Origin of the sequence: Flavobacterium channae (assembly GCF_021172165.1) — a bacterium.
Lineage (GTDB): Bacteria > Bacteroidota > Bacteroidia > Flavobacteriales > Flavobacteriaceae > Flavobacterium > Flavobacterium channae.
On the sequence record NZ_CP089096.1, the window covers coordinates 1,948,121 to 1,968,277 of the forward strand.

The 20,157-nt window shown below is 33.1% G+C and carries 19 protein-coding genes, 1 tRNA gene and 1 rRNA gene; 7 read left to right on the forward strand and 14 right to left on the reverse strand.

Going from position 1 to position 20,157, the window contains the following annotated elements:
* Position 1: 1 nt before the first annotated feature.
* Positions 2-75 (reverse strand) — tRNA-Ile (locus LOS89_RS09030).
* A gap of 87 nt (positions 76-162) precedes the next feature.
* Positions 163-1,676, reverse strand: a 16S ribosomal RNA gene (locus tag LOS89_RS09035).
* A gap of 843 nt (positions 1,677-2,519) precedes the next feature.
* Here LOS89_RS09035 and thrS point away from each other — a divergent pair.
* The 4 genes from thrS (at position 2,520) to rplT (ending at position 5,815) form a co-directional block, all read left to right on the forward strand.
* A complete protein-coding gene (thrS, locus tag LOS89_RS09040; RefSeq protein WP_231834948.1) occupies positions 2,520-4,460 on the forward strand; it encodes a threonine--tRNA ligase in 1,941 nt (646 codons plus the stop codon).
* Between the two features lie 28 nt (positions 4,461-4,488).
* Positions 4,489-5,037 (forward strand): translation initiation factor IF-3, encoded by a 549-nt coding sequence (infC, locus tag LOS89_RS09045; RefSeq protein WP_084329735.1) that lies wholly within the window; start codon positions 4,489-4,491, stop codon positions 5,035-5,037.
* Positions 5,038-5,132: 95 nt separating this feature from the next.
* Positions 5,133-5,330 carry a 50S ribosomal protein L35 gene (rpmI, locus tag LOS89_RS09050; protein ID WP_026726127.1) on the forward strand — a complete coding sequence of 66 codons (198 nt, stop codon included), beginning with the start codon at positions 5,133-5,135 and terminating at the stop codon, positions 5,328-5,330.
* Positions 5,331-5,470: 140 nt separating this feature from the next.
* Positions 5,471-5,815: a 50S ribosomal protein L20 gene (gene rplT, locus LOS89_RS09055; protein WP_231834949.1), complete on the forward strand. Its 345-nt coding sequence runs from the start codon at positions 5,471-5,473 to the stop codon at positions 5,813-5,815.
* 132 nt (positions 5,816-5,947) lie between these two features.
* Here rplT and LOS89_RS09060 read toward each other — a convergent pair whose 3' ends face one another.
* Positions 5,948-6,475: a hypothetical protein gene (locus LOS89_RS09060; protein ID WP_231834950.1), complete on the reverse strand. Its 528-nt coding sequence runs from the start codon at positions 6,473-6,475 to the stop codon at positions 5,948-5,950.
* A gap of 164 nt (positions 6,476-6,639) precedes the next feature.
* Entirely contained in the window at positions 6,640-7,095 is a 456-nt protein-coding gene (locus LOS89_RS09065; protein WP_231834951.1) for a hypothetical protein, read from the reverse strand.
* 209 nt (positions 7,096-7,304) lie between these two features.
* Here LOS89_RS09065 and rlmF point away from each other — a divergent pair, with 209 nt between their 5' ends.
* Together rlmF and LOS89_RS09075 are read left to right on the forward strand one after the other, a co-directional pair.
* Positions 7,305-8,210 (forward strand): 23S rRNA (adenine(1618)-N(6))-methyltransferase RlmF, encoded by a 906-nt coding sequence (rlmF, locus tag LOS89_RS09070; RefSeq protein ID WP_231834952.1) that lies wholly within the window; start codon positions 7,305-7,307, stop codon positions 8,208-8,210.
* Positions 8,211-8,324: 114 nt separating this feature from the next.
* A complete protein-coding gene (locus LOS89_RS09075; RefSeq protein WP_231834953.1) occupies positions 8,325-8,792 on the forward strand; it encodes a hypothetical protein in 468 nt (155 codons plus the stop codon).
* Between the two features lie 215 nt (positions 8,793-9,007).
* Here LOS89_RS09075 and LOS89_RS09080 read toward each other — a convergent pair whose 3' ends face one another.
* The 10 genes from LOS89_RS09080 to tgt form a co-directional block, all read right to left on the reverse strand.
* Positions 9,008-10,285 carry an asparagine synthetase B gene (locus tag LOS89_RS09080; protein ID WP_231834954.1) on the reverse strand — a complete coding sequence of 426 codons (1,278 nt, stop codon included), beginning with the start codon at positions 10,283-10,285 and terminating at the stop codon, positions 9,008-9,010.
* A gap of 353 nt (positions 10,286-10,638) precedes the next feature.
* Positions 10,639-11,325, reverse strand: coding sequence for a response regulator transcription factor (locus LOS89_RS09085; RefSeq protein WP_231834955.1), 687 nt, complete (start codon positions 11,323-11,325; stop codon positions 10,639-10,641).
* Positions 11,325-12,119: a sensor histidine kinase gene (locus LOS89_RS09090; RefSeq protein WP_231834956.1), complete on the reverse strand. Its 795-nt coding sequence runs from the start codon at positions 12,117-12,119 to the stop codon at positions 11,325-11,327. Before LOS89_RS09090 ends, LOS89_RS09085 begins: the two co-directional genes overlap by 1 nt.
* Positions 12,106-12,372, reverse strand: coding sequence for a hypothetical protein (locus LOS89_RS09095; protein WP_231834957.1), 267 nt, complete (start codon positions 12,370-12,372; stop codon positions 12,106-12,108). The genes LOS89_RS09090 and LOS89_RS09095 overlap by 14 nt, the downstream gene beginning before the upstream one ends.
* Before the next feature lie 371 nt (positions 12,373-12,743).
* Positions 12,744-13,052, reverse strand: a complete 309-nt coding sequence (locus LOS89_RS09100) for a hypothetical protein (protein ID WP_231834958.1) — start codon at positions 13,050-13,052, stop codon at positions 12,744-12,746.
* A gap of 96 nt (positions 13,053-13,148) precedes the next feature.
* Positions 13,149-14,696 carry a replicative DNA helicase gene (gene dnaB / locus LOS89_RS09105; RefSeq protein ID WP_231834959.1) on the reverse strand — a complete coding sequence of 516 codons (1,548 nt, stop codon included), beginning with the start codon at positions 14,694-14,696 and terminating at the stop codon, positions 13,149-13,151.
* A gap of 143 nt (positions 14,697-14,839) precedes the next feature.
* Positions 14,840-15,793, reverse strand: a complete 954-nt coding sequence (locus tag LOS89_RS09110; RefSeq protein WP_231834960.1) for an acetyl-CoA carboxylase carboxyltransferase subunit alpha — start codon at positions 15,791-15,793, stop codon at positions 14,840-14,842.
* A gap of 72 nt (positions 15,794-15,865) precedes the next feature.
* Positions 15,866-16,753: a DMT family transporter gene (locus LOS89_RS09115; protein WP_231834961.1), complete on the reverse strand. Its 888-nt coding sequence runs from the start codon at positions 16,751-16,753 to the stop codon at positions 15,866-15,868.
* Positions 16,740-17,828: an LptF/LptG family permease gene (locus LOS89_RS09120; protein ID WP_231834962.1), complete on the reverse strand. Its 1,089-nt coding sequence runs from the start codon at positions 17,826-17,828 to the stop codon at positions 16,740-16,742. Before LOS89_RS09120 ends, LOS89_RS09115 begins: the two co-directional genes overlap by 14 nt.
* 104 nt (positions 17,829-17,932) lie before the next feature.
* Positions 17,933-19,063 carry a tRNA guanosine(34) transglycosylase Tgt gene (tgt, locus tag LOS89_RS09125; protein WP_231834963.1) on the reverse strand — a complete coding sequence of 377 codons (1,131 nt, stop codon included), beginning with the start codon at positions 19,061-19,063 and terminating at the stop codon, positions 17,933-17,935.
* A gap of 162 nt (positions 19,064-19,225) precedes the next feature.
* Here tgt and LOS89_RS09130 point away from each other — a divergent pair, with 162 nt between their 5' ends.
* Entirely contained in the window at positions 19,226-20,074 is an 849-nt protein-coding gene (locus LOS89_RS09130; RefSeq protein WP_231837056.1) for a transketolase, read from the forward strand.
* The last annotated feature ends 83 nt before the right edge of the window (positions 20,075-20,157 follow it).

The following is a 20,157-nucleotide window of genomic DNA, read 5'->3' on the forward strand; positions in this document are numbered from 1 at the left end:
GTAGTCCCGGGCAGACTCGAACTGCCGACCCCTACATTATCAGTGTAGTACTCTAACCAGCTGAGCTACGAGACTCTGTTTTTTGCTTATTCTTATTCTTTAAATTAACAGCGAGAGTAATATTTCCCTTTCAATCAAACCTAACGGTTAAATCTTCTCTAGAAAGGAGGTGTTCCAGCCGCACCTTCCGGTACGGCTACCTTGTTACGACTTAGCCCCAGTTACTAGTTTTACCCTAGGCAGCTCCTTGCGGTCACCGACTTCAGGTACCCCCAGCTTCCATGGCTTGACGGGCGGTGTGTACAAGGCCCGGGAACGTATTCACCGGATCATGGCTGATATCCGATTACTAGCGATTCCAGCTTCACGGAGTCGAGTTGCAGACTCCGATCCGAACTGAGATAGGTTTTGTAGATTCGCTCCTGCTCGCGCAGTGGCTGCTCTCTGTACCTACCATTGTAGCACGTGTGTGGCCCAGGACGTAAGGGCCGTGATGATTTGACGTCATCCCCACCTTCCTCACAGTTTACACTGGCAGTCTCGTTAGAGTTCCCGACATGACTCGCTGGCAACTAACGACAGGGGTTGCGCTCGTTATAGGACTTAACCTGACACCTCACGGCACGAGCTGACGACAACCATGCAGCACCTTGTAAATTGTCCGAAGAAAAAACTGTTTCCAGTCCTGTCAATCTACATTTAAGCCCTGGTAAGGTTCCTCGCGTATCATCGAATTAAACCACATGCTCCACCGCTTGTGCGGGCCCCCGTCAATTCCTTTGAGTTTCACACTTGCGTGCGTACTCCCCAGGTGGGATACTTATCACTTTCGCTTAGCCACTCAACTTGCGCCGAACAGCTAGTATCCATCGTTTACGGCGTGGACTACCAGGGTATCTAATCCTGTTCGCTCCCCACGCTTTCGTCCATCAGCGTCAATCACTTAGTAGTAACCTGCCTTCGCAATTGGTATTCCATGTAATATCTAAGCATTTCACCGCTACACTACATATTCTAGTTACTTCCTAAGCATTCAAGTCCTACAGTATCAATGGCAGTTCCATCGTTGAGCGATGGGCTTTCACCACTGACTTATAAGACCGCCTACGGACCCTTTAAACCCAATGATTCCGGATAACGCTTGGATCCTCCGTATTACCGCGGCTGCTGGCACGGAGTTAGCCGATCCTTATTCCTACAGTACCGTCAAGCTCCCACACGTGGGAGGGTTTCTTCCTGTATAAAAGCAGTTTACAATCCATAGGACCGTCTTCCTGCACGCGGCATGGCTGGTTCAGTCTTGCGACCATTGACCAATATTCCTCACTGCTGCCTCCCGTAGGAGTCTGGTCCGTGTCTCAGTACCAGTGTGGGGGATCTCCCTCTCAGGACCCCTACCCATCATCGTCTTGGTAAGCCGTTACCTTACCAACTAACTAATGGGACGCATGCTCATCTTGTACCGTTGGAACTTTAATTACAAAACGATGCCGTTTCGTAATACTATGGGACATTAATCCAAATTTCTCTGGGCTATTCCCCTGTACAAGGTAGATTGCATACGCGTTACGCACCCGTGCGCCGGTCTCAAACACCGAAGTGTTCTACCCCTCGACTTGCATGTGTTAGGCCTGCCGCTAGCGTTCATCCTGAGCCAGGATCAAACTCTTCATCGTATATTGTTTGATAGATTACTCTATCTTGTTTTATTCGATTCAAGTCGCTAGGTTGTTTTCAATTTACTCGAAAAATCTTACTCTCTCTTATTTTCAAAATTACATCACTGTAATTTTGTGCTGTCAATTCAATATGTCTATGAACGTGTCATTCTTTTTTTTAATCTCGCCTCTCATTCGATTAGCGGGTGCAAAAGTACAACTCTTTTTTAATCTGGCAAGCTTTTTTGAAAAAATTTTTTGATTATTTTTTCATGACCACTTTTCCACTATTTTTAAGAACCTGCACTCCCCAATTCTTTCGTTTCGGGTCGGCAAAGATACTACCTTTACTTTCTATTATCCAAATCTTTTTTCAACTTTTTTTAAAGTTTTTTTGACTTGGTTAATTTCTCAGTTTGTGTATGAACTTCTGCTTTAATGCGGGTGCAAAAGTAGGAATCTTTTTCATAACCACAAGCCTTTTACCAATCTTTTTTTGTCTTTTTTTCACCTTTTTTCTTAACTCACTGATAACAAGAACTTAATACATGAAAGTTTTTTTGATGTTTTTTGTACTTCATAAACAAGAAAGACATTATCCCTTTATCTTATATATATAATACATGAGATTCTCTTTACTTATATATTATAGTAGACGTGATAATCTTTTTTAAAAAATGAGTTTTACTCTTATATATATAGGATTGCTCCACAGGCTCGCAATGACAGATTGTAGCAAACAGCGGGACAAGTAGCACCATAATATATAGGTGTGCTACGAATCTTTTTTGATATTATACCTTATATATATTGTATGGATTTTATTTATGGTTTATATTTGCAGCTTATAAATTTTAAAAAATGATAAAAGTTACTTTACCCGATGGTTCGGTTAAGGAGATGGCTCAAGGAGTTACTCCGATGGATGTTGCGAAAAGCATTAGTGAAGGATTGGCTAGAAACGTTATTTCTGCTTCCTATAATGGTACTACTATTGAAACAACCACAACCTTGACCACGGACGGTACTCTTATATTATATACTTGGAATGACAAAGAAGGTAAAAAAGCTTTTTGGCATTCTACATCGCACGTAATGGCTCAGGCTTTAGAAGAAATTTATCCAGGAATTAAATTAACATTAGGTCCTGCGATTGATAATGGATTCTATTACGATGTTGATTTTGGCGATAAAAAAATTACGGATGCAGATTTTAAAAAGATTGAGGATCGCGTTTTAGAAATTTCGAGAGAGAAACACGAATTTAAAATGCGTCCGGTTTCTAAAGCAGAAGCATTAGAAGTTTATAAAGATAACGAGTACAAAACAGAATTAATTTCGAACTTAGAAGACGGAACAATTACTTTTTGTGACCACTCTAACTTCTTCGATTTATGTCGTGGTGGACATATTCCTAACACAGGAATCATTAAAGCGATGAAAATTTTATCTGTTGCAGGTGCTTACTGGAGAGGTGATGAAAAGAACAAACAGTTAACTCGTGTTTACGGAATTTCGTTCCCAAAACAAAAAGACTTAACGGATTACTTAGAATTACTTGAAGAAGCAAAACGTAGAGATCATAGAAAACTTGGAAAAGAATTGGAATTATTCCATTTTTCACAAAAAGTAGGTCAAGGTTTACCTTTATGGTTACCAAAAGGAGCTGCTTTACGCGATAGATTAGAGCAATTCTTGAAAAAAGCACAGAAAAAAGCAGGATACGAACAAGTAGTTACTCCTCATATTGGAATGAAAGACTTGTATGTAACTTCTGGACACTATGCAAAATATGGTGCTGATAGTTTCCAACCAATTCATACACCTGCTGAAGGAGAAGAGTTCTTATTAAAACCAATGAACTGTCCTCATCACTGTGAGATTTACAATGCAAGACCTTGGTCATATAAAGATTTACCTAAGCGTTATGCTGAATTTGGAACAGTTTATCGTTATGAGCAATCGGGAGAATTACATGGTTTAACTCGTGTAAGAGGATTTACTCAAGACGATGCTCACATTTTCTGTACACCAGACCAATTGGATGCTGAGTTTAAAAATGTAATTGACCTAGTATTATATGTATTTGGATCTTTAGGATTTGAAAACTTTACTGCTCAGGTTTCTGTTCGTGATTTAGACAATCCGGATAAATATATAGGTAGCGTTGAAAACTGGGAAAAAGCTGAAAATGCGATTATCAGTGCTGCAAGAGACAAAGGTTTAAATTATGTGATTGAACCAGGAGAAGCTGCTTTCTATGGCCCGAAATTGGATTTCATGGTAAAAGATGCTTTAGGTAGAAGCTGGCAATTAGGAACAATTCAAGTAGATTACAATTTACCAGAGCGTTTTGAATTATCATATAAAGGAGCTGATGACAAGTTACATCGCCCTGTTATGATTCACCGAGCGCCTTTTGGATCAATGGAGCGTTTTATCGCGATTTTATTAGAACACACTGCAGGAAATTTCCCAATTTGGTTGATGCCAGAACAGGCTATTATCTTGTCTTTGAGTGAGAAATATGAAAATTATGCGAAAAAAGTTTTAGATTTGCTAGAAAATCACGAAATTCGCGCCCTAATTGACAACCGAAACGAAACGATTGGTAAAAAAATCAGAGAAGCGGAAATGAACAAATACCCGTTTATGCTGATTGTTGGTGAGGAAGAAGAGAAAAACGGAACCATTTCTGTGAGACAACGTGGTCAAGAAGGAAAAGGAAATATATCGGTAACTATTGAGCAATTTGCTGCAATAATTAACGAAGAAATAAACAAAACATTAAAACAATTTTAAGTTTAACTAAAATTTTACAGCCATAGCAATTAGAAACAACAGAGGTTTTCAACCTCGCGAAGAGAAAAAAGCAGCGCACCGTATCAACAATTTGATTCGTGTTCCTGAAGTACGTTTAGTAGGCGAAAATATTGAGCCTGGAGTTTACAAAATAGCAGAAGCTCTTAGATTAGCTGAAGAGCAAGAAGTTGATTTGGTTGAAATTTCTCCAAATGCTGAACCACCGGTTTGTAAGTTGATGGATTATGGTAAATTTTTGTACCAACAAAAAAAGAGAGATAAAGAACTTAAAGCTAAATCAACTCAAATCGTAATTAAAGAGATTCGTTTTGGACCTCAAACCGATGAGCATGATTATGAATTTAAGAAAAAGAATGCCCTTAAATTTTTACAAGATGGTGCAAAATTAAAAGCATTTGTATTCTTTAAAGGAAGATCGATTATCTATAAAGAGCAAGGTCAAATTTTATTATTACGTTTGGCTCAAGAATTGGAAGAATATGGAAAAGTAGAAGCCATGCCAGTTTTAGAAGGAAAACGTATGATTATGTATATTGCTCCGAAAAAGAAAAAGTAAGCAGTTAGCAGTCGCAGTGTTCAGTAGTTAATCTGAAAACAGAGACTGAAAACTAAAAAATAATAAGTAAGATAGATTATAAATACAGGAAGAAAATGCCTAAAATGAAAACAAAATCTAGTGCTAAGAAACGATTCAAAGTTACTGGCTCTGGAAAAATCAAGAGAAAACACGCTTTTAAAAGTCACATTTTGACTAAAAAATCTAAAAAGCGTAAATTAGCTTTAACTCACTCTACATTGGTTCACCCAACAGATGAGAGAAGCATTAAACAACAATTGAATATTATTTAATTAGTTGTTTGGTTAAAACAATTTAGTAACCCTGGAGTGGGCTGAATGAAGAACAAAGTTAAAAGTACAAAGTATAAAGTATGATGTTCTACGTTTAAAAGTGTTGAGAAACCGCCTTACTTCAAAAAACATTTAAAATTATGCCAAGAGCAACAAATTCAGTAGCTACTAAAGCTAGAAAAAAAAGAGTATTAAAACAAGCCAAAGGTTTCTTTGGAAGACGTAAAAACGTTTGGACTGTAGCTAAAAACGCGGTAGAAAAAGCAATGGCTTATGCTTACCGTGATAGAAAACAAAATAAAAGAAATTTCCGTGCTTTATGGATTACGCGTATCAATGCTGGTGCACGTTTACATGGTATGAGTTATTCTCAATTTATGGGTAAAATCAAAGCTAACAACATCGAATTGAACCGTAAAGTTCTTGCTGATTTAGCTATGAACCACCCAGAAGCTTTCACAGCTATCGTTAACAAAATTAAATAATTACGTCTAACTCAGTTTATCTTACTTATATATTAAACCCCGATGAAAATCGGGGTTTTTTATTTGCAGTGTGTTTGGATTGTTGGAACGAATGTGATTCCGCACTATCGGGATTTTGCGCAATCTGGCTTTTTAAAAAGTTTCTTTTGGATGCACGTACTTTTTAGCATTGCCGCCATATAATTTTATCAAATGAAATAAGGCTTTTTCCATTCTCATCGGTAAATCATCTTTTTTAAACGATTTATCCAAAGTTAATGTTAGAAAATATTTTTTATTTTTCCCTTCTATTTTCCACCTTCCACCTTGTCTTTCAGGAATAAAATTACCGGACACATATTTTCCATGCTCAATACAATTTTGATTGACTTTACATATTAATTCAATATGATATCTTTCACTTTTTATTTTTTCACCTGTATACTCAATAAAAATTTCTGATATGTCTTTTAAACTTATTTTTTGATAAGTTATCTCGTCTGTATTTTGAGTCATTACATATAAATTACCATTGTCAAATAAAAGAGTATTATTCTTTTCAAAATAAATATCTGATTTATAAAAATCATATTTTGATGCAATCCATTCTTCTGTCTCTTTTTTACTTTGACCAAAACTAAAATTGAAAAATAAAATTGAAATTAAAAGTATTTTTTTCATATGTGATTATATTATTAAAAAAATTATTTTTTTTCAAGAAGCATAGAACTTAATAAATCTTTCATTATTATGTTAATAATATTGTAAGCTTCAAACAAATGACATTTCAATATCAAATATATTAAAAATTCTGTTATGTTATTTAATTGTTTAAAACTAAAATTCTATTCTATATTTTTCATTATACAATGTTTATGCGAAAATTTCTGTTTGTTTATTGGTTTATACTCGTTTGATTTTTTTGATAATGAAAGGCCTAAAGCTATTAAAGAAATTATTATTGGTAAAATCCATGCCAAACGCTGTAGAAATTGATTTGCAGATTTATCCCTGACTTCTTTAGAAAAACTGTTTGTTTTAATTTTCATAAATCCTTCATAACTTAAAGTTACTTTTCCATCACCAGGACTAATTATAACTAAGTCTAATTTTCGTAGATACTCGATTGCATGTTGAGAGTCAACTAAAAGATCTGAACTAAATAAAACATTCCCTTTTTTACCAAAAAGCTCTATTGGTGTCAATTCATTTTGAATTTCCTGAATTGAAAATGATTTTCCAAAATCCTTTGCAAGAATTTCAAGAATTTTATCTAAATATTGTGCAGGTTTTGAGTTCATAAAATCATAAATTTTGTTCAAAATAAAAGTAAAAAATAATCTTTTCGACAAAATCAAACCAACTTATTATTTTTAAATGTATTAATCTGATTAAGTAAAAAAACAGCAATATACTAAAATTCATTCAAATCATTTTATGCAATTATAAAACTCCTTTCTTCTACTCATTTAAATTGCAAAACGCTAACTTTGCATAAAACACTTACAATTTGAATACTACCAAAACCATAACCGGCTTTCATCCGAAAAACAAACACCACGGCAAATATGATTTCAAAACTTTAATTGCGGCTAATCCTGATTTAGCGCCATTTGTTGCGATAAATGAATTTGGCACCGAAACGATTGATTTTGCGAATCCAGATGCGGTGAAAATGTTAAACAAAGCGTTGTTGTTGCATTATTATGATTTGAAAAATTGGGATATTCCAAAAGGTTTTCTTTGTCCGCCTATTCCAGGACGAGCGGAATATATTCATCAAGTTGCCGATGTTTTAGAAGATACGTATGGCACGATTCAAACCAAGCACAAAATTCGCATTCTAGATGTCGGAATTGGAGCGAATTGCATTTATCCGATTATTGGTGTATCGGAATACGATTGGCGTTTTGTGGGTAGCGAAGTCGACAAACAAGCTTTTGAAGCGGCTCAGGAAAATATCAATTCGAATCAAAAATTAAAAGAAAACGTTACGTTGCGATTGCAAACTTCTAAACGAAATATTTTCAAGAATATCATTCTTCCAGAAGATCAATTTGATATGACGATTTGTAATCCGCCTTTCCATAGTTCAAAGGAAGAAGCGAATAAAGGCACGATTCGAAAAAACAAGAATTTAGGTATTGAAGATTCGAAAAAACCTACGTTAAACTTTGGTGGTGTAAATAACGAGTTGTGGTGCGAAGGTGGCGAATTAGCGTTCATCAGTAATATGATTTATGAAAGTGTGCATTTTAAAGCGCAAGTAAAATGGTTTTCGTCGTTAGTTTCGAAAAAGGATAATTTGAAACCGTTGCTTTCACATCTTAAAAAAGTAAAAGCTACATACCAAATTACAGAAATGAAACACGGAAATAAAGTGAGTAGAATTTTGTTTTGGACGTTTAAGGAGTAAAAAAAAATTAAATGTTTCTATAGTTCTCGATACATTTTGTATTTATAAATCTTAGGATTTACAAATACAAAACACTCGAAGTGACGTAAGAGTAATATATTAACAAATAACATTATGCAAGAATTACATAAGCTTTTAGATCAATTACAATCGGATATTTCGTCTTTTGACAAAGTGAATTTAGCGGTTTCTTCGGGAAGTGTGGGTTGGCATATTGCTCATAGCTTAAAAACGATTGACCAAATTGTAACGGCTTGTAAACATTCGAACCCATCGGAATATCAATGGCATTTTAATTTTAAACGCTTTTTGATTATGTCAGTAGCGAAAAAGATTCCAAGAGGAAAAGCAAAAGCTCCAAAAATCGTTAGACCTGAAGGCGATATTACTATAGAAACTTTACACCTAAGTTTGAAGAAAGTAAATGAAAACTTAATGAATTGGGAAAGTTTGGATAAGAATGCTCATTTTCCGCATCCTTATTTTGGGATTTTAAACAAGAAGGAAACAGAAAACTTTCTAGTATTGCACACCAAACATCACTTGCTTATTATTAATGATATTTTGAAAGCATCAATTTAAAACATAAATGATGTTTAGTATTAGAACTATTAGTACTAATAACAGCACTAACATTTTGTAATTATATATCTTCAAATGACTCAAAATATTAATTTTTAGTACCATAAAGTTAATTTTAAATAAAATTCAGAATTCAAATTTGGTACGAAATGCAGTATTTTGTATACGAATAACAAAAAAAGCTACTTAATTGTAGCCTTTTTTTTAATAATTAATTATGTTTTTAGCTTTTTCTTTCTAGCTGCAGGAAATAAAACATTGTTCAAAATTAAACGATAACCTGGAGAATTTGGATGTAAATCTAAAACAGTTGGCGCGTCTCCTACTCTATGTTGGTAATCTTCTGGATCGTGACCACCATAAAAAGTAAACATTCCTTTTCCTTTTGTTCCATGAATGTAACGTGCTTCACCATTAATCTTACACTCTCCCATTACCAAAACATTTGATTTAATTTTTTCAGGATCAAAAGCTGTGGTTTGTCCCATGAAACCTTTGATTAATTGTGTATGATTCTGACATAGCATTGTAGGAATTGGATCCCATTTTGCAGAATATTCCATTAATGTAAAATAATCTTTATCCATACTAAACGAACCTTTCCCATGTTCATCGGTAGTATCGATATCCGAAAACTCATAAACGATAGGATTTCTTTCCAAAGTATAATTTTTGAATGCAAATGTATTGTAGTAGTCAATTCTAGATTGATAATTAGCTTCCGAATCATCTCCATCAAACATTGGTTCGCAAATATCAACACCATCAGCCGAAAGTGCTATATCAAAACTATCCGTTGCCGAACACATTGCAAACATGAATCCGCCACCAATAACAAAATCTCTTATTTTCTTTGCAACAGCTAACTTTTCTTCTGAAACTTTATTATAACCCAACTTTTTAGCCAAAGCTTCTGATTCTGCTTTTTGTTGAATATACCAAGGCGTATTTCTATAGTTTCCAAAAAATTTACCATATTGACCAGTAAAATCTTCATGATGTAAATGCAACCAATCATAAAGCAACAATTGATCTGACAATACTTCTTCATCATAGATTTCAGTGTATGGAATTTCTGCATAAGTTAATACCATAGTAACGGCATCATCCCAAGGTTGTTTCCCTTTAGGTGTATAAACTGCTATTTTTGGAGCTTTCTCTAATACAACTGTTTCCATATTTTGAGAAGGCGAACTTATATCTTCTAATATTGAATTAGCAGCCGCATCTGATAAAACTTCAAAAGTAACACCGCGAATTTGGCATTCTTTTCTAATTTCAGGTGCATCTGGCAATAAAAAAGAACCGCCTCTATAATTTAAAAGCCAGCTTACTTTGTAACTTTTATCTAAAGCCCAATAAGTAATTCCGTATGCTTTTAAGTGATTTTGTTGTCCTTCGGCTTCCATAGGAAGTAAAACAAAGGAAGCCTTGCTTGTTAATGAGCAAAGAAAAAACAACAATATATATAAGCTTAAGGCTTTAAATTTCATGGTTTCGTAATATAATTGGACTAATTTAAAACATTTCTAGCAAATAACATTTATTGAAATGTTAAAGTACCACCCCCGTAAATTTACCTGGTTACCCCCGTAAAATTACCTGGTTTGAAAATCAGGTATTTTTACTCTTACACAGGATTTTTTTTTGCTTTAGCTTTGACTTATATCAAAATAGAAAAAAAGATGGACGCAAACAGCAGTAATTTATCGCTAATAAACTCAAGAGAAATGAAATTATTAAAGAAAATCGGATATATTGTTCTTATTGTAACTATCCTAGCATATTTTATTTTAGTATTTCAATTCTGCAGAAATTATTAATTTCTTAAACAAAATACTACCTTTTAAGATTCAATATCACTATTTGAGTCTTCTAAGTTTATGATTTTATTTTGGATGGCAAAGATTACCAATCCAGCCATATTCTTTGAGTTAGTTTTTAATAAAAGGTTGTTTCTATGACCATCGACTGTGCGAGCACTCAAGTTCATTTTTTCTCCAATTTCTGTTGAACTATATTGCTTACAGATTAACTCTAACACTTCCTTTTCGCGTTCAGTCAAGAAATTATCATCTAAAACAGTTTTCGAATTCGCATTTGAAAGCATGTTATGATGAATTACATCCATAACAATTTCGTTATAGTAAAATCCTTTTTGAGCGACTTCATTTACTGTTTTAATCATATCAACCGGAGAAGCATTCTTAACTAAATAAGAAGCTGCTCCCACATTAATCATATTCGCAATAAATGATTTTGTATTATAACTAGTTAGTGCTATAATTCTAATTCCTGGAAAATCTTTATGAATAAGTTTAGTTGCTTCAACACCATTTAATAATGGCATTTTCAAATCCATCATAATAATATCCGGAAGTTCAGATGTTGTTTTTAAATGTTCAATCAATTCACTTCCATTTGAAGCTTCAAAAATAATCTCAATATTTGGCTCTCTTTGCAATAAAAAGTATATCCCTTTACGGAATAATTCTTCGTCATCAGCCAATATTATTTTAATCTTATTCTCCATTAATTGAAATTAAATTCCATTTTTACTCCTTGGTTTGGTTTTGAAGTAAAACTAAAATTCCCTCCTAAGAAGTTAATTCTACTTTCTATGTTCTTCATTCCCAATCCTTTTTGATTTTCACTATCTGAACTATCAAAACCCAATCCATTATCAACATAGACACAGGTTTTTCGGTTTTCGAAAGTAGTAAAATGAATTGAAATTATAGTAGCTTTTCCATGACGTAACGAATTATTTAACAATTCTTGTAAAATTCTAAATATATGTAAGTGTTTTTCAACAGGATAGCTTTCAAAGTCGATACTATTCTCATACGAAACTTTAACACTTTTGGTACTATTGAACTCTTCAACAAGTTCTTCAATACCAGCATGTAAACCAAATTTCTCCAGAACAGGTGGTAATAAATCGTGAGCAATGCGTCTAGAATTTTCGAGAGCTTTTTGAGTTAACTCAATAATATTATTAGTTATTTCTAATTGCTCTGTTTCATTCAGATTAGGTGTTTTTAACAAATGGCTATTTAATGAAACTACATTTAGTTTTGAACTAATATCATCATGCAGGTCTTGAGCAATTCTTTTGCGTTCTTCTTCTTGTGTAATTAGGATAGAATTTAACAACTCTTTTTGATGATCAATTTCTAAGTTTTTCTTGGCTACTTCTATTTGAACAATTTTTCTTCTAGAAAAATAGAAAAACAATATCAACACCAAAAACATGGATATAAAAGCCAGTAGTATAAAAAGTACCACTTGAATTACTTCACTATTTTCTAAATTAAATGTGTTCATTTTTATTAAAATAAATTAATTTCCATTGATAAAAGAAAAATGCAAATTTTATATACTGAAGCGTAATATTCAAATCAACCATCATATCATTTAAATTATCTTCAATATCCAAAACAACATATAATTTGTATAATAAGAAAATAAAAGTACTTGTAAACAAATAAAATAACAAACCAAGATTACTATAATAAAAATCTGATTTTTCCCCAAGATTATTATACAAATGCATACTTGAATAAATAATTAAAGGCATTGTTGTTAAGTATGTTTCTAAAAGATTATATTCTAAAAACAAATTAGGATCAATAAGATATCGTGATAATAAAAATATTGGAAGTACAATTAGTAATATATAAACTGTAAGTAATTGTGCTCTTGTTTTTAATAATAGGGAAAAAAAATAACTCAATATTACAAATTGGAACAATTCATAAAAATGATGCATAAAAACATTATAAATTCTGAACCAACTCCATAAGTTTGAACCAATAAAATCTATTAGAAGAACTCCCGATATATAAATAGCAAAAATCTTATAGGCTTTCCCATTCTTGAAAAAACCTATAAGATAAAGTAAGCATAATATTGCTGATGTAAAATATAAATAATTTGAGTCTAACAAAATTATGGCTTGTATAAAGGGCTTGTAGGATCACAATTTGGAGGACACGGTTTTGTAGAATCGTAAATTAAATTATTATTGTCAATCATATCGTTTCCGTTTACATCAACACCAACAAACATTAATTTTTGTGTTCCAGTTGAATCAACACCCATGTAGGCTCTAACATCAACAACTCCATCAGTTGCTAATAATTCTCTTAGAGCATCTCCAGGAATTAAATGACCTTTTGCTAAATCTTTTGGGGGGTTAGTTCTCCATGATGATGTCCATTCTTTAGCTTCATCGAGAGTAATTGTGTAATTTGGCATATTGTATAATTTTTATAATTGAATTATAAATGTAATAAAAAAATTATAAAAAAAACAGGCCAAAAGCCTGTTTAATATACTAAAATTATCTTTTTATTAAAACGGAACATCCGAATCATCATCAAATGAATTCATTGTACTTCCAAAAGCTTCATTTGGTGTTGGTAAATTTGGTGTAATAAAAGGATTACTATCATCTAAATTCATTTTAGAAGGCAAAGCATCAAAAGGAGAACTGAAATCATCCAAATTATCGAACTTACCTAAACTTCCAACGAATTTTAATCGAATATTATCTAAACCACCATTTCTGTGTTTTGCTACAATAAACTCCGCTTGACCTTGTGTTGGAGAACGCTCTTCATCATCCCACTCGTCAATTTTATAATATTCCGGGCGGTAAATAAACGATACGATATCAGCATCTTGCTCAATCGCTCCAGATTCCCTTAAATCAGAAAGTAAAGGTCTTTTACTCGATCCACGTGTTTCAACTGCACGAGATAACTGAGAAAGTGCAATAACCGGAACATTTAACTCTTTTGCTAAAGCTTTTAAGTTACGAGAAATGGTCGAAATTTCTTGCTCACGATTTCCGCCACCTTTACCATTTCCACCAGCTGTCATCAACTGAAGGTAATCAATTACAATCATTTTAATTCCGTATTGCGAAGCCAAACGTCTAGCCTTTGCACGTAAATCAAAAATGGATAGCGATGGTGTATCATCGATATAAAGTGGTGCTTTTTCTAAATCTTTTACTTTAATAGAAAGCTGTTCCCACTCGTGTTTTTCTAACTTTCCAGTTCTTAGTTTTTCAGAAGACAAACCTGTTTCGGAAGAAATCAAACGTGTAATTAACTGTACTGATGACATCTCAAGAGAGAAAAACGCAACTGGAGCTCCATAATCAATTGCCATATTTCGAGCCATTGATAAGGTAAAAGCTGTTTTACCCATACCAGGACGAGCTGCAACAATAATTAAATCGGATGGTTGCCAACCAGAAGTTAACTTATCTAAGTTGTGAAAACCTGTTGGAATTCCACTTAAACCTTCTTTACCTGCAATTTCTTCGATTCGCTTTTTTGCTTGAATTACCAAACTTTGAGCCGTTTCAGAGCTACGCTTGATATTTCCTTGCGTTACTTCGTATAATTTAGATTCGGCTTTATCTAACAAATCAAAAACATCAGTCGATTCATCATATGATTCTTCAATAATTTCACTTGAAATTTTTATCAAACTTCTTTGTATGAATTTTTGCAGAATAATACGTGAGTGAAACTCAATGTGAGCCGAAGACGATATCTTTTGTGTAAGCTGAATTAGATAAAAATCCCCACCAGATAAGTCTAATTTGCCGTTTTTCTTAAGTTGGGCAGAAACAGTTAATAAGTCGATAGGCTGAGTTTCATTGAACAACTGAACAATCGCCTCAAAAATGTACTTATGAGCGTCTTTATAAAAGGCATCTGGTTGCAAAATATCAATTACTTCATCAACCCCTTTTTTATCAATCATCATGGCGCCAAGTACAGCTTCTTCAAGGTCTAGCGCTTGAGGAGGTAGTTTTCCTTTTTCCAAATTGATAATTGTAGTTTTATCTACTTTTATCGGGTTTATATTTCTGACATTTTCCATATTGCGAAGTTAACCAAAATTTATAAAAATTCCTTTTGAGTTCTTAATAGCATAGTGTTAATAACTCAAAAATAATGTTGATAAGCCAAAAAAAATCCGAAACTTAATGCTCCGGATTTTTTTTATTATTTAAAAATAAGTGGTTATTGTTTGAATTCACCCATTTTACTGTATTTATCCATTCGCTGTACAACTAAATCTTTTGTTGATAAATCTTTTAACTCATTAAAAGCTTTAGTTACATATTCAGCTACTGATTTAAATGTGGTTTCTTTGTCATAGTGAGCGCCACCAAGCGGTTCTGGGATAATATCGTCGATTAAGTTTTGTTTTTTCATATCGAACGATGTTAATTTTAATGCTTCAGCAGCTTGCTCTTTGTATTCCCAACTTCTCCATAAAATAGAAGAACAAGATTCAGGAGAAATTACAGAATACCATGTATTTTCTAACATGTATACGCGATCTCCTACTCCAATTCCTAATGCTCCTCCAGAAGCACCTTCTCCAATAATTACAGAAATAATAGGAGTTTTTAAACGAGCCATTTCAAAAATATTTCTTGCAATTGCCTCACCTTGCCCTCTTTCTTCTGCTTCTAATCCAGGATAAGCTCCAGGAGTATCAATAAGCGTTAAAACAGGAATATTAAATTTTTCAGCCATTTTCATCAAACGTAAAGCTTTACGATATCCTTCAGGATTAGCCATCCCAAAGTTTCTGTATTGACGCATTTTAGTATTAATACCTTTTTGCTGACCAATAATCATAAACGATTGTCCGTTGATTTGACCTAAACCTCCAACCATGGCTTTATCATCTTTGAAATTTCTATCACCAAATAATTCTAAAAAAGTACCATTTGTTAAATTTGTGATATACTCTAACGTATAAGGACGATTTGGATGACGCGATAATTGAACGCGTTGCCAAGCTGTAAGATTTTTGTATATTTTTTTCTTAGTTTCTTCTAATTTCTTCTCAATTTGCTTGCATGTATTAGACACATCTACGTCTGATTCTTGACCAATAATTTGACATTTATCTAATTGGTCTTCAAGCTCTTTAATTGGTAATTCAAAATCTAAATATTCCATAAATCGGTTTATTAGGGTTTGTGTTTGTTGTGACAAAGATAAAATTTTCAATTAACAATAGTAAACTAATCGTTAATTAGTTGCTACTTTTTTATAACTTTTTACAATTCCGTTAGCAATAACAGTAGCTAAAATTATCAAAGCTCCTATATAAAATAAGGGCGACATTTCTTCGGTATCATCAAAAATTAATAAGGCTAAAATGATTCCGTAGATAGGTTCTAGATTGATTGTCAGCATAACAGTAAACGGACTCAAAAATTTCATCACTTTTACTGAAGCTGAAAAAGCATAAGCTGTACAAATAGATGACAATAAAAATAACCAGATTAAATCGTTAACTGAGATACTAAAAAATGCTGGTGTAAAACTTCCTGTAAAAAACAAATACAAACTTAAAAAGAATACGCCACTTGATAATTCGTACAAAGAAATAATATTTGGATCGTATTCTTTCGCATATTTCCCATTTATCACAGAAAATAATGCAGATAAAAAGGCAGACGTTACTGCAAGATAAATTCCAGCTTTAAATTTGGTTTCTACATTAAATATGATTCCTAAACCAACAATTACAATTACTCCAAAAAGCAATTCGTACCAAATTATCTTTCGCTTGTAAAAAATGGGTTCTAAAATAGAGGCAAAAAAAGCGCCTGTAGACAAACATGCTAATGTAATAGAAACGTTAGAAACCTTTATAGCTTGATAAAACGTGAGCCAATGTACTGCTATAATAATTCCGGCAACAACAAAGCCAACAAAAATATTAAACGGAACTTTTGCTTTTTCTTTATTCAACAACACTACAACCGTCATGATTGATGAAGCAAATACCATACGATACCAAACTAAATCTAAAGCTTGTAATGAAATTAACTTACCAAGTATGGCAGTAAATCCCCAAATAAAAACAATTACGTGAAGATGTAAGTAGCTTTTTAAATTATCGTTTTGCATTGCGAAGTAAGTAAGCTGCTAAAATTCCAAAAACTAAATTAGGAAGCCAAACTGCTAAGAATGGAGGAATACTCGATTTTTCAGCTAAAGTTCCGAAAACCTTATCAAAGAAAATAAACGTAAAAGCAATAACAATTCCAATCGCTAAATTTATTCCCATTCCTCCTCTGCGTTTCATTGAAGAAACAGCTACGGCAATAATCGTCAAAATAAAAGCTGAAATTGGTAAACTAAACTTTTTATAAAAAACTACCAAATACGTATTTATGTTTGCATTTCCACGAGCTCTTTCTTTATTAATGAACGAATTCAGTTCACCAATCGTCATGGTTTCGGCAATATAAACTACTGGAGTTAAATCATCTGGTTCAAAATTGTATGCAACTTCATTTTTATCAATTGATCTTATAATATCATCCGTTACACCTACAATTCGTTGATTATATCCATAAAGTTCATACTTTTTGGTTTTCTCATCATAATGAATTCTATTTGCTGTTACTTTTTCAACCAATACGTTATCTTCAAATTTCTCAAAAGTAAAGCTGAAACCTGTTTGTGATAAATAATTGTAATTGCTTACATAAATATTCTCCTCAAGCTTTCCATCTTTTTTAATTTGTCTAAAAATATCCGCTGTTTCTCTAGTTTGCGAATTCCCTTTTAAATTTTGGTATCTAAAATCGTTAAAACCTTTACTTGCTTTTGGCACCAAAAAGAATCCCATTAATAACGCAAAAATGGAAACAATTACAGCTCCATACATAAATGGTCTTAAAAATCGATAGAAAGAAATTCCCGAACTCAAAATCGCAATAATCTCAGTATTGTTGGCCAACTTTGAAGTAAACCAAATAATGGATAAGAATAAAAATATTGGGAATAACAAATTGGCAAAATACACTGTAAAATCTCCATAGTAAACCAAAATATCTACAAATGGAATTTTCTTTTCAATCATTTTGTTGACTTTCTCCGAAACATCAATTGTAATTCCAATAGGAATAAACATAATCAACATCACCGAAAAAGTGACTAAATAGCGCTTTAAAATGTACTTATCTATTATTCTCATCTTGCAAGAGTAAAGAGAATAGAAAAAAGATTAAAGACAATTTTGCTTAAACCAAATCTTAAATTGCCTTCTTTGTTCTATATTCTCAGTTCTATATTCTTATTTTATAATCGTTGACTCATTTGAACCACCATTCTATCTTTCCACTCTCTAAAAGTTCCTGCCAGAATTTGTTTTCTTGCTTCACGAACCAACCACATATAAAATCCTAAATTATGAATAGTAGCAATTTGTTTTCCTAAAAACTCATTTGAAGCAAACAAGTGACGTAAATACGCTTTTGAATATTCTGTATCTACCCAAGTATGTCCCATTTCGTCAATTGGAGAAAAATCGGCTTCCCATTTTTTATTTTTGATATTAATAGAACCATTAGCTGTAAACAACATACCATTTCTTGCATTACGAGTTGGCATTACACAGTCGAACATGTCAATTCCTAACGCGATATTCTCTAAAATATTGATAGGCGTTCCTACACCCATTAAATATCTTGGTTTATCTTCTGGAAGAATTGCCGTAACAACTTCTGTCATTGCATACATTTCTTCTGCTGGTTCTCCTACTGATAATCCTCCAATAGCATTTCCTTGAGCACCTGCATTTGCAATATATTCAGCTGATTGTTGTCTTAAATCTTTATAAGTACTTCCTTGAACAATTGGAAAAAATGTTTGTTCATACCCATATTTAAAAGGTAATTTTTCCAAATGGTTGATACAACGGTCTAACCAACGATGTGTCATGTGCATCGAACGTTTTGCATAACGATAATCACATGGATACGGCGTACATTCGTCGAATGCCATAATAATATCGGCACCAATAGTACGTTGGATTTCCATTACATTTTCTGGCGAAAAGAAATGATACGATCCGTCGATGTGTGATTTGAACTTTACACCTTCTTCTTTAATTTTTCTATTGGAAGACAAAGAATACACTTGGTATCCACCAGAATCGGTTAAAATATTTCTATCCCAATTCATGAATTTGTGCAATCCACCTGCTTTTTCTAAAATATCAGTTTGCGGACGAAGGTATAAATGGTATGTATTCCCTAATATAATATCAGGATTAATATCGTCTTTTAATTCTCTTTGGTGAACTCCTTTAACAGAAGCTACCGTTCCTACAGGCATAAAAATTGGAGTTTCAATCACACCATGATCTGTTGTGACAACACCTGCTCTTGCTTGACTTTTTGGGTCTTTCTTTAATAAATCAAACTTCATATTGTGCTTTTACGAACCGCAAAGATAATTTATTTTAGATTTTAGAATTTAGATTTTAGAATTATTTATGATTAACACTGATTATTAATAACTTCTCTTAAAATGATTTGTAACACCAAAAAATAAAATTACTTTTGCAATTAATTAACTTATATACATTTTATAATGTCTAACACGCAACAACTACAGGATTTTACAACACAAGTTCGAAGAGACATTCTTCGTATGGTTCATGCCGTAAATTCAGGTCACCCAGGAGGTTCTTTGGGATGTGCTGAATTTTTGGTTACACTTTACCAAGACGTTATGAAACGCAAAGAAGGTTTTGATATGAACGGAATTGGTGAAGATGTATTCTTCTTATCAAACGGACATATTTCTCCCGTTTTCTACAGTGTTTTAGCAAGAAGTGGCTATTTCCCAGTTTCTGAATTAGCAACATTTAGAAAACTTAATTCAAGATTACAAGGACACCCTACCACTCACGAAGGTTTACCTGGAGTAAGAATGGCATCTGGTTCATTGGGACAAGGAATGTCGGTAGCAATTGGAGCTGCACAAGCTAAAAAGTTGAACAACGACAACAATTTAGTGTATGCACTTTTAGGTGATGGTGAATTACAAGAAGGTCAAAACTGGGAAGCTATTATGTATGCTTCTGCAAAAAAAGTAGATAACTTAATTGCAACAATCGATTTAAACGGTAAACAAATTGACGGAACAACAGACGAAGTTTTGGCAATGGGTAGCGTAAAAGCTAAATTTGAAGCATTTGATTGGATTGTTTTAGAAATTAAAGAAGGTAACAACATTGACGCTATCAAAGCTGGTTTAGCTGAGGCAAAATCAAAATTGGGTAACGGAAAACCAGTTTGTATTTTATTGCATACAGAAATGGGTAACGGTGTAGATTATATGATGCACACACACGCTTGGCATGGTAAAGCGCCAAATGATGAGCAACTAGCAAAAGCGTTAGAACAAAATGTTGAAACTTTAGGAGATTATTAATAGCAGTAAGCAATATGCCATAAGCAATACGCAATTATGTAATTCGCTTAAAGCATACTGCATAAAGCATATAGCGACAAACA

Bases quoted from the DNA above. Each gene is read 5' to 3' on its own strand.
- LOS89_RS09065 (WP_231834951.1), bottom strand. From the start codon at position 7,095: ATGAACTCAAAACCTGCACAATATTTAGATAAAATTCTTGAAATTCTT.
- LOS89_RS09115 (WP_231834961.1), bottom strand. From the start codon at position 16,753: ATGCAAAACGATAATTTAAAAAGCTACTTACATCTTCACGTAATTGTT.
- LOS89_RS09100 (WP_231834958.1), bottom strand. From the start codon at position 13,052: ATGCCAAATTACACAATTACTCTCGATGAAGCTAAAGAATGGACATCA.
- dnaB (WP_231834959.1), bottom strand. From the start codon at position 14,696: ATGGAAAATGTCAGAAATATAAACCCGATAAAAGTAGATAAAACTACA.
- LOS89_RS09085 (WP_231834955.1), bottom strand. From the start codon at position 11,325: ATGGAGAATAAGATTAAAATAATATTGGCTGATGACGAAGAATTATTC.
- LOS89_RS09060 (WP_231834950.1), bottom strand. From the start codon at position 6,475: ATGAAAAAAATACTTTTAATTTCAATTTTATTTTTCAATTTTAGTTTT.
- tgt (WP_231834963.1), bottom strand. From the start codon at position 19,063: ATGAAGTTTGATTTATTAAAGAAAGACCCAAAAAGTCAAGCAAGAGCA.
- rpmI (WP_026726127.1), top strand. From the start codon at position 5,133: ATGCCTAAAATGAAAACAAAATCTAGTGCTAAGAAACGATTCAAAGTT.
- LOS89_RS09095 (WP_231834957.1), bottom strand. From the start codon at position 12,372: ATGCCTTTAATTATTTATTCAAGTATGCATTTGTATAATAATCTTGGG.
- rplT (WP_231834949.1), top strand. From the start codon at position 5,471: ATGCCAAGAGCAACAAATTCAGTAGCTACTAAAGCTAGAAAAAAAAGA.
- thrS (WP_231834948.1), top strand. From the start codon at position 2,520: ATGATAAAAGTTACTTTACCCGATGGTTCGGTTAAGGAGATGGCTCAA.
- LOS89_RS09120 (WP_231834962.1), bottom strand. From the start codon at position 17,828: ATGAGAATAATAGATAAGTACATTTTAAAGCGCTATTTAGTCACTTTT.
- LOS89_RS09090 (WP_231834956.1), bottom strand. From the start codon at position 12,119: ATGAACACATTTAATTTAGAAAATAGTGAAGTAATTCAAGTGGTACTT.
- LOS89_RS09110 (WP_231834960.1), bottom strand. From the start codon at position 15,793: ATGGAATATTTAGATTTTGAATTACCAATTAAAGAGCTTGAAGACCAA.
- LOS89_RS09080 (WP_231834954.1), bottom strand. From the start codon at position 10,285: ATGAAATTTAAAGCCTTAAGCTTATATATATTGTTGTTTTTTCTTTGC.
- LOS89_RS09075 (WP_231834953.1), top strand. From the start codon at position 8,325: ATGCAAGAATTACATAAGCTTTTAGATCAATTACAATCGGATATTTCG.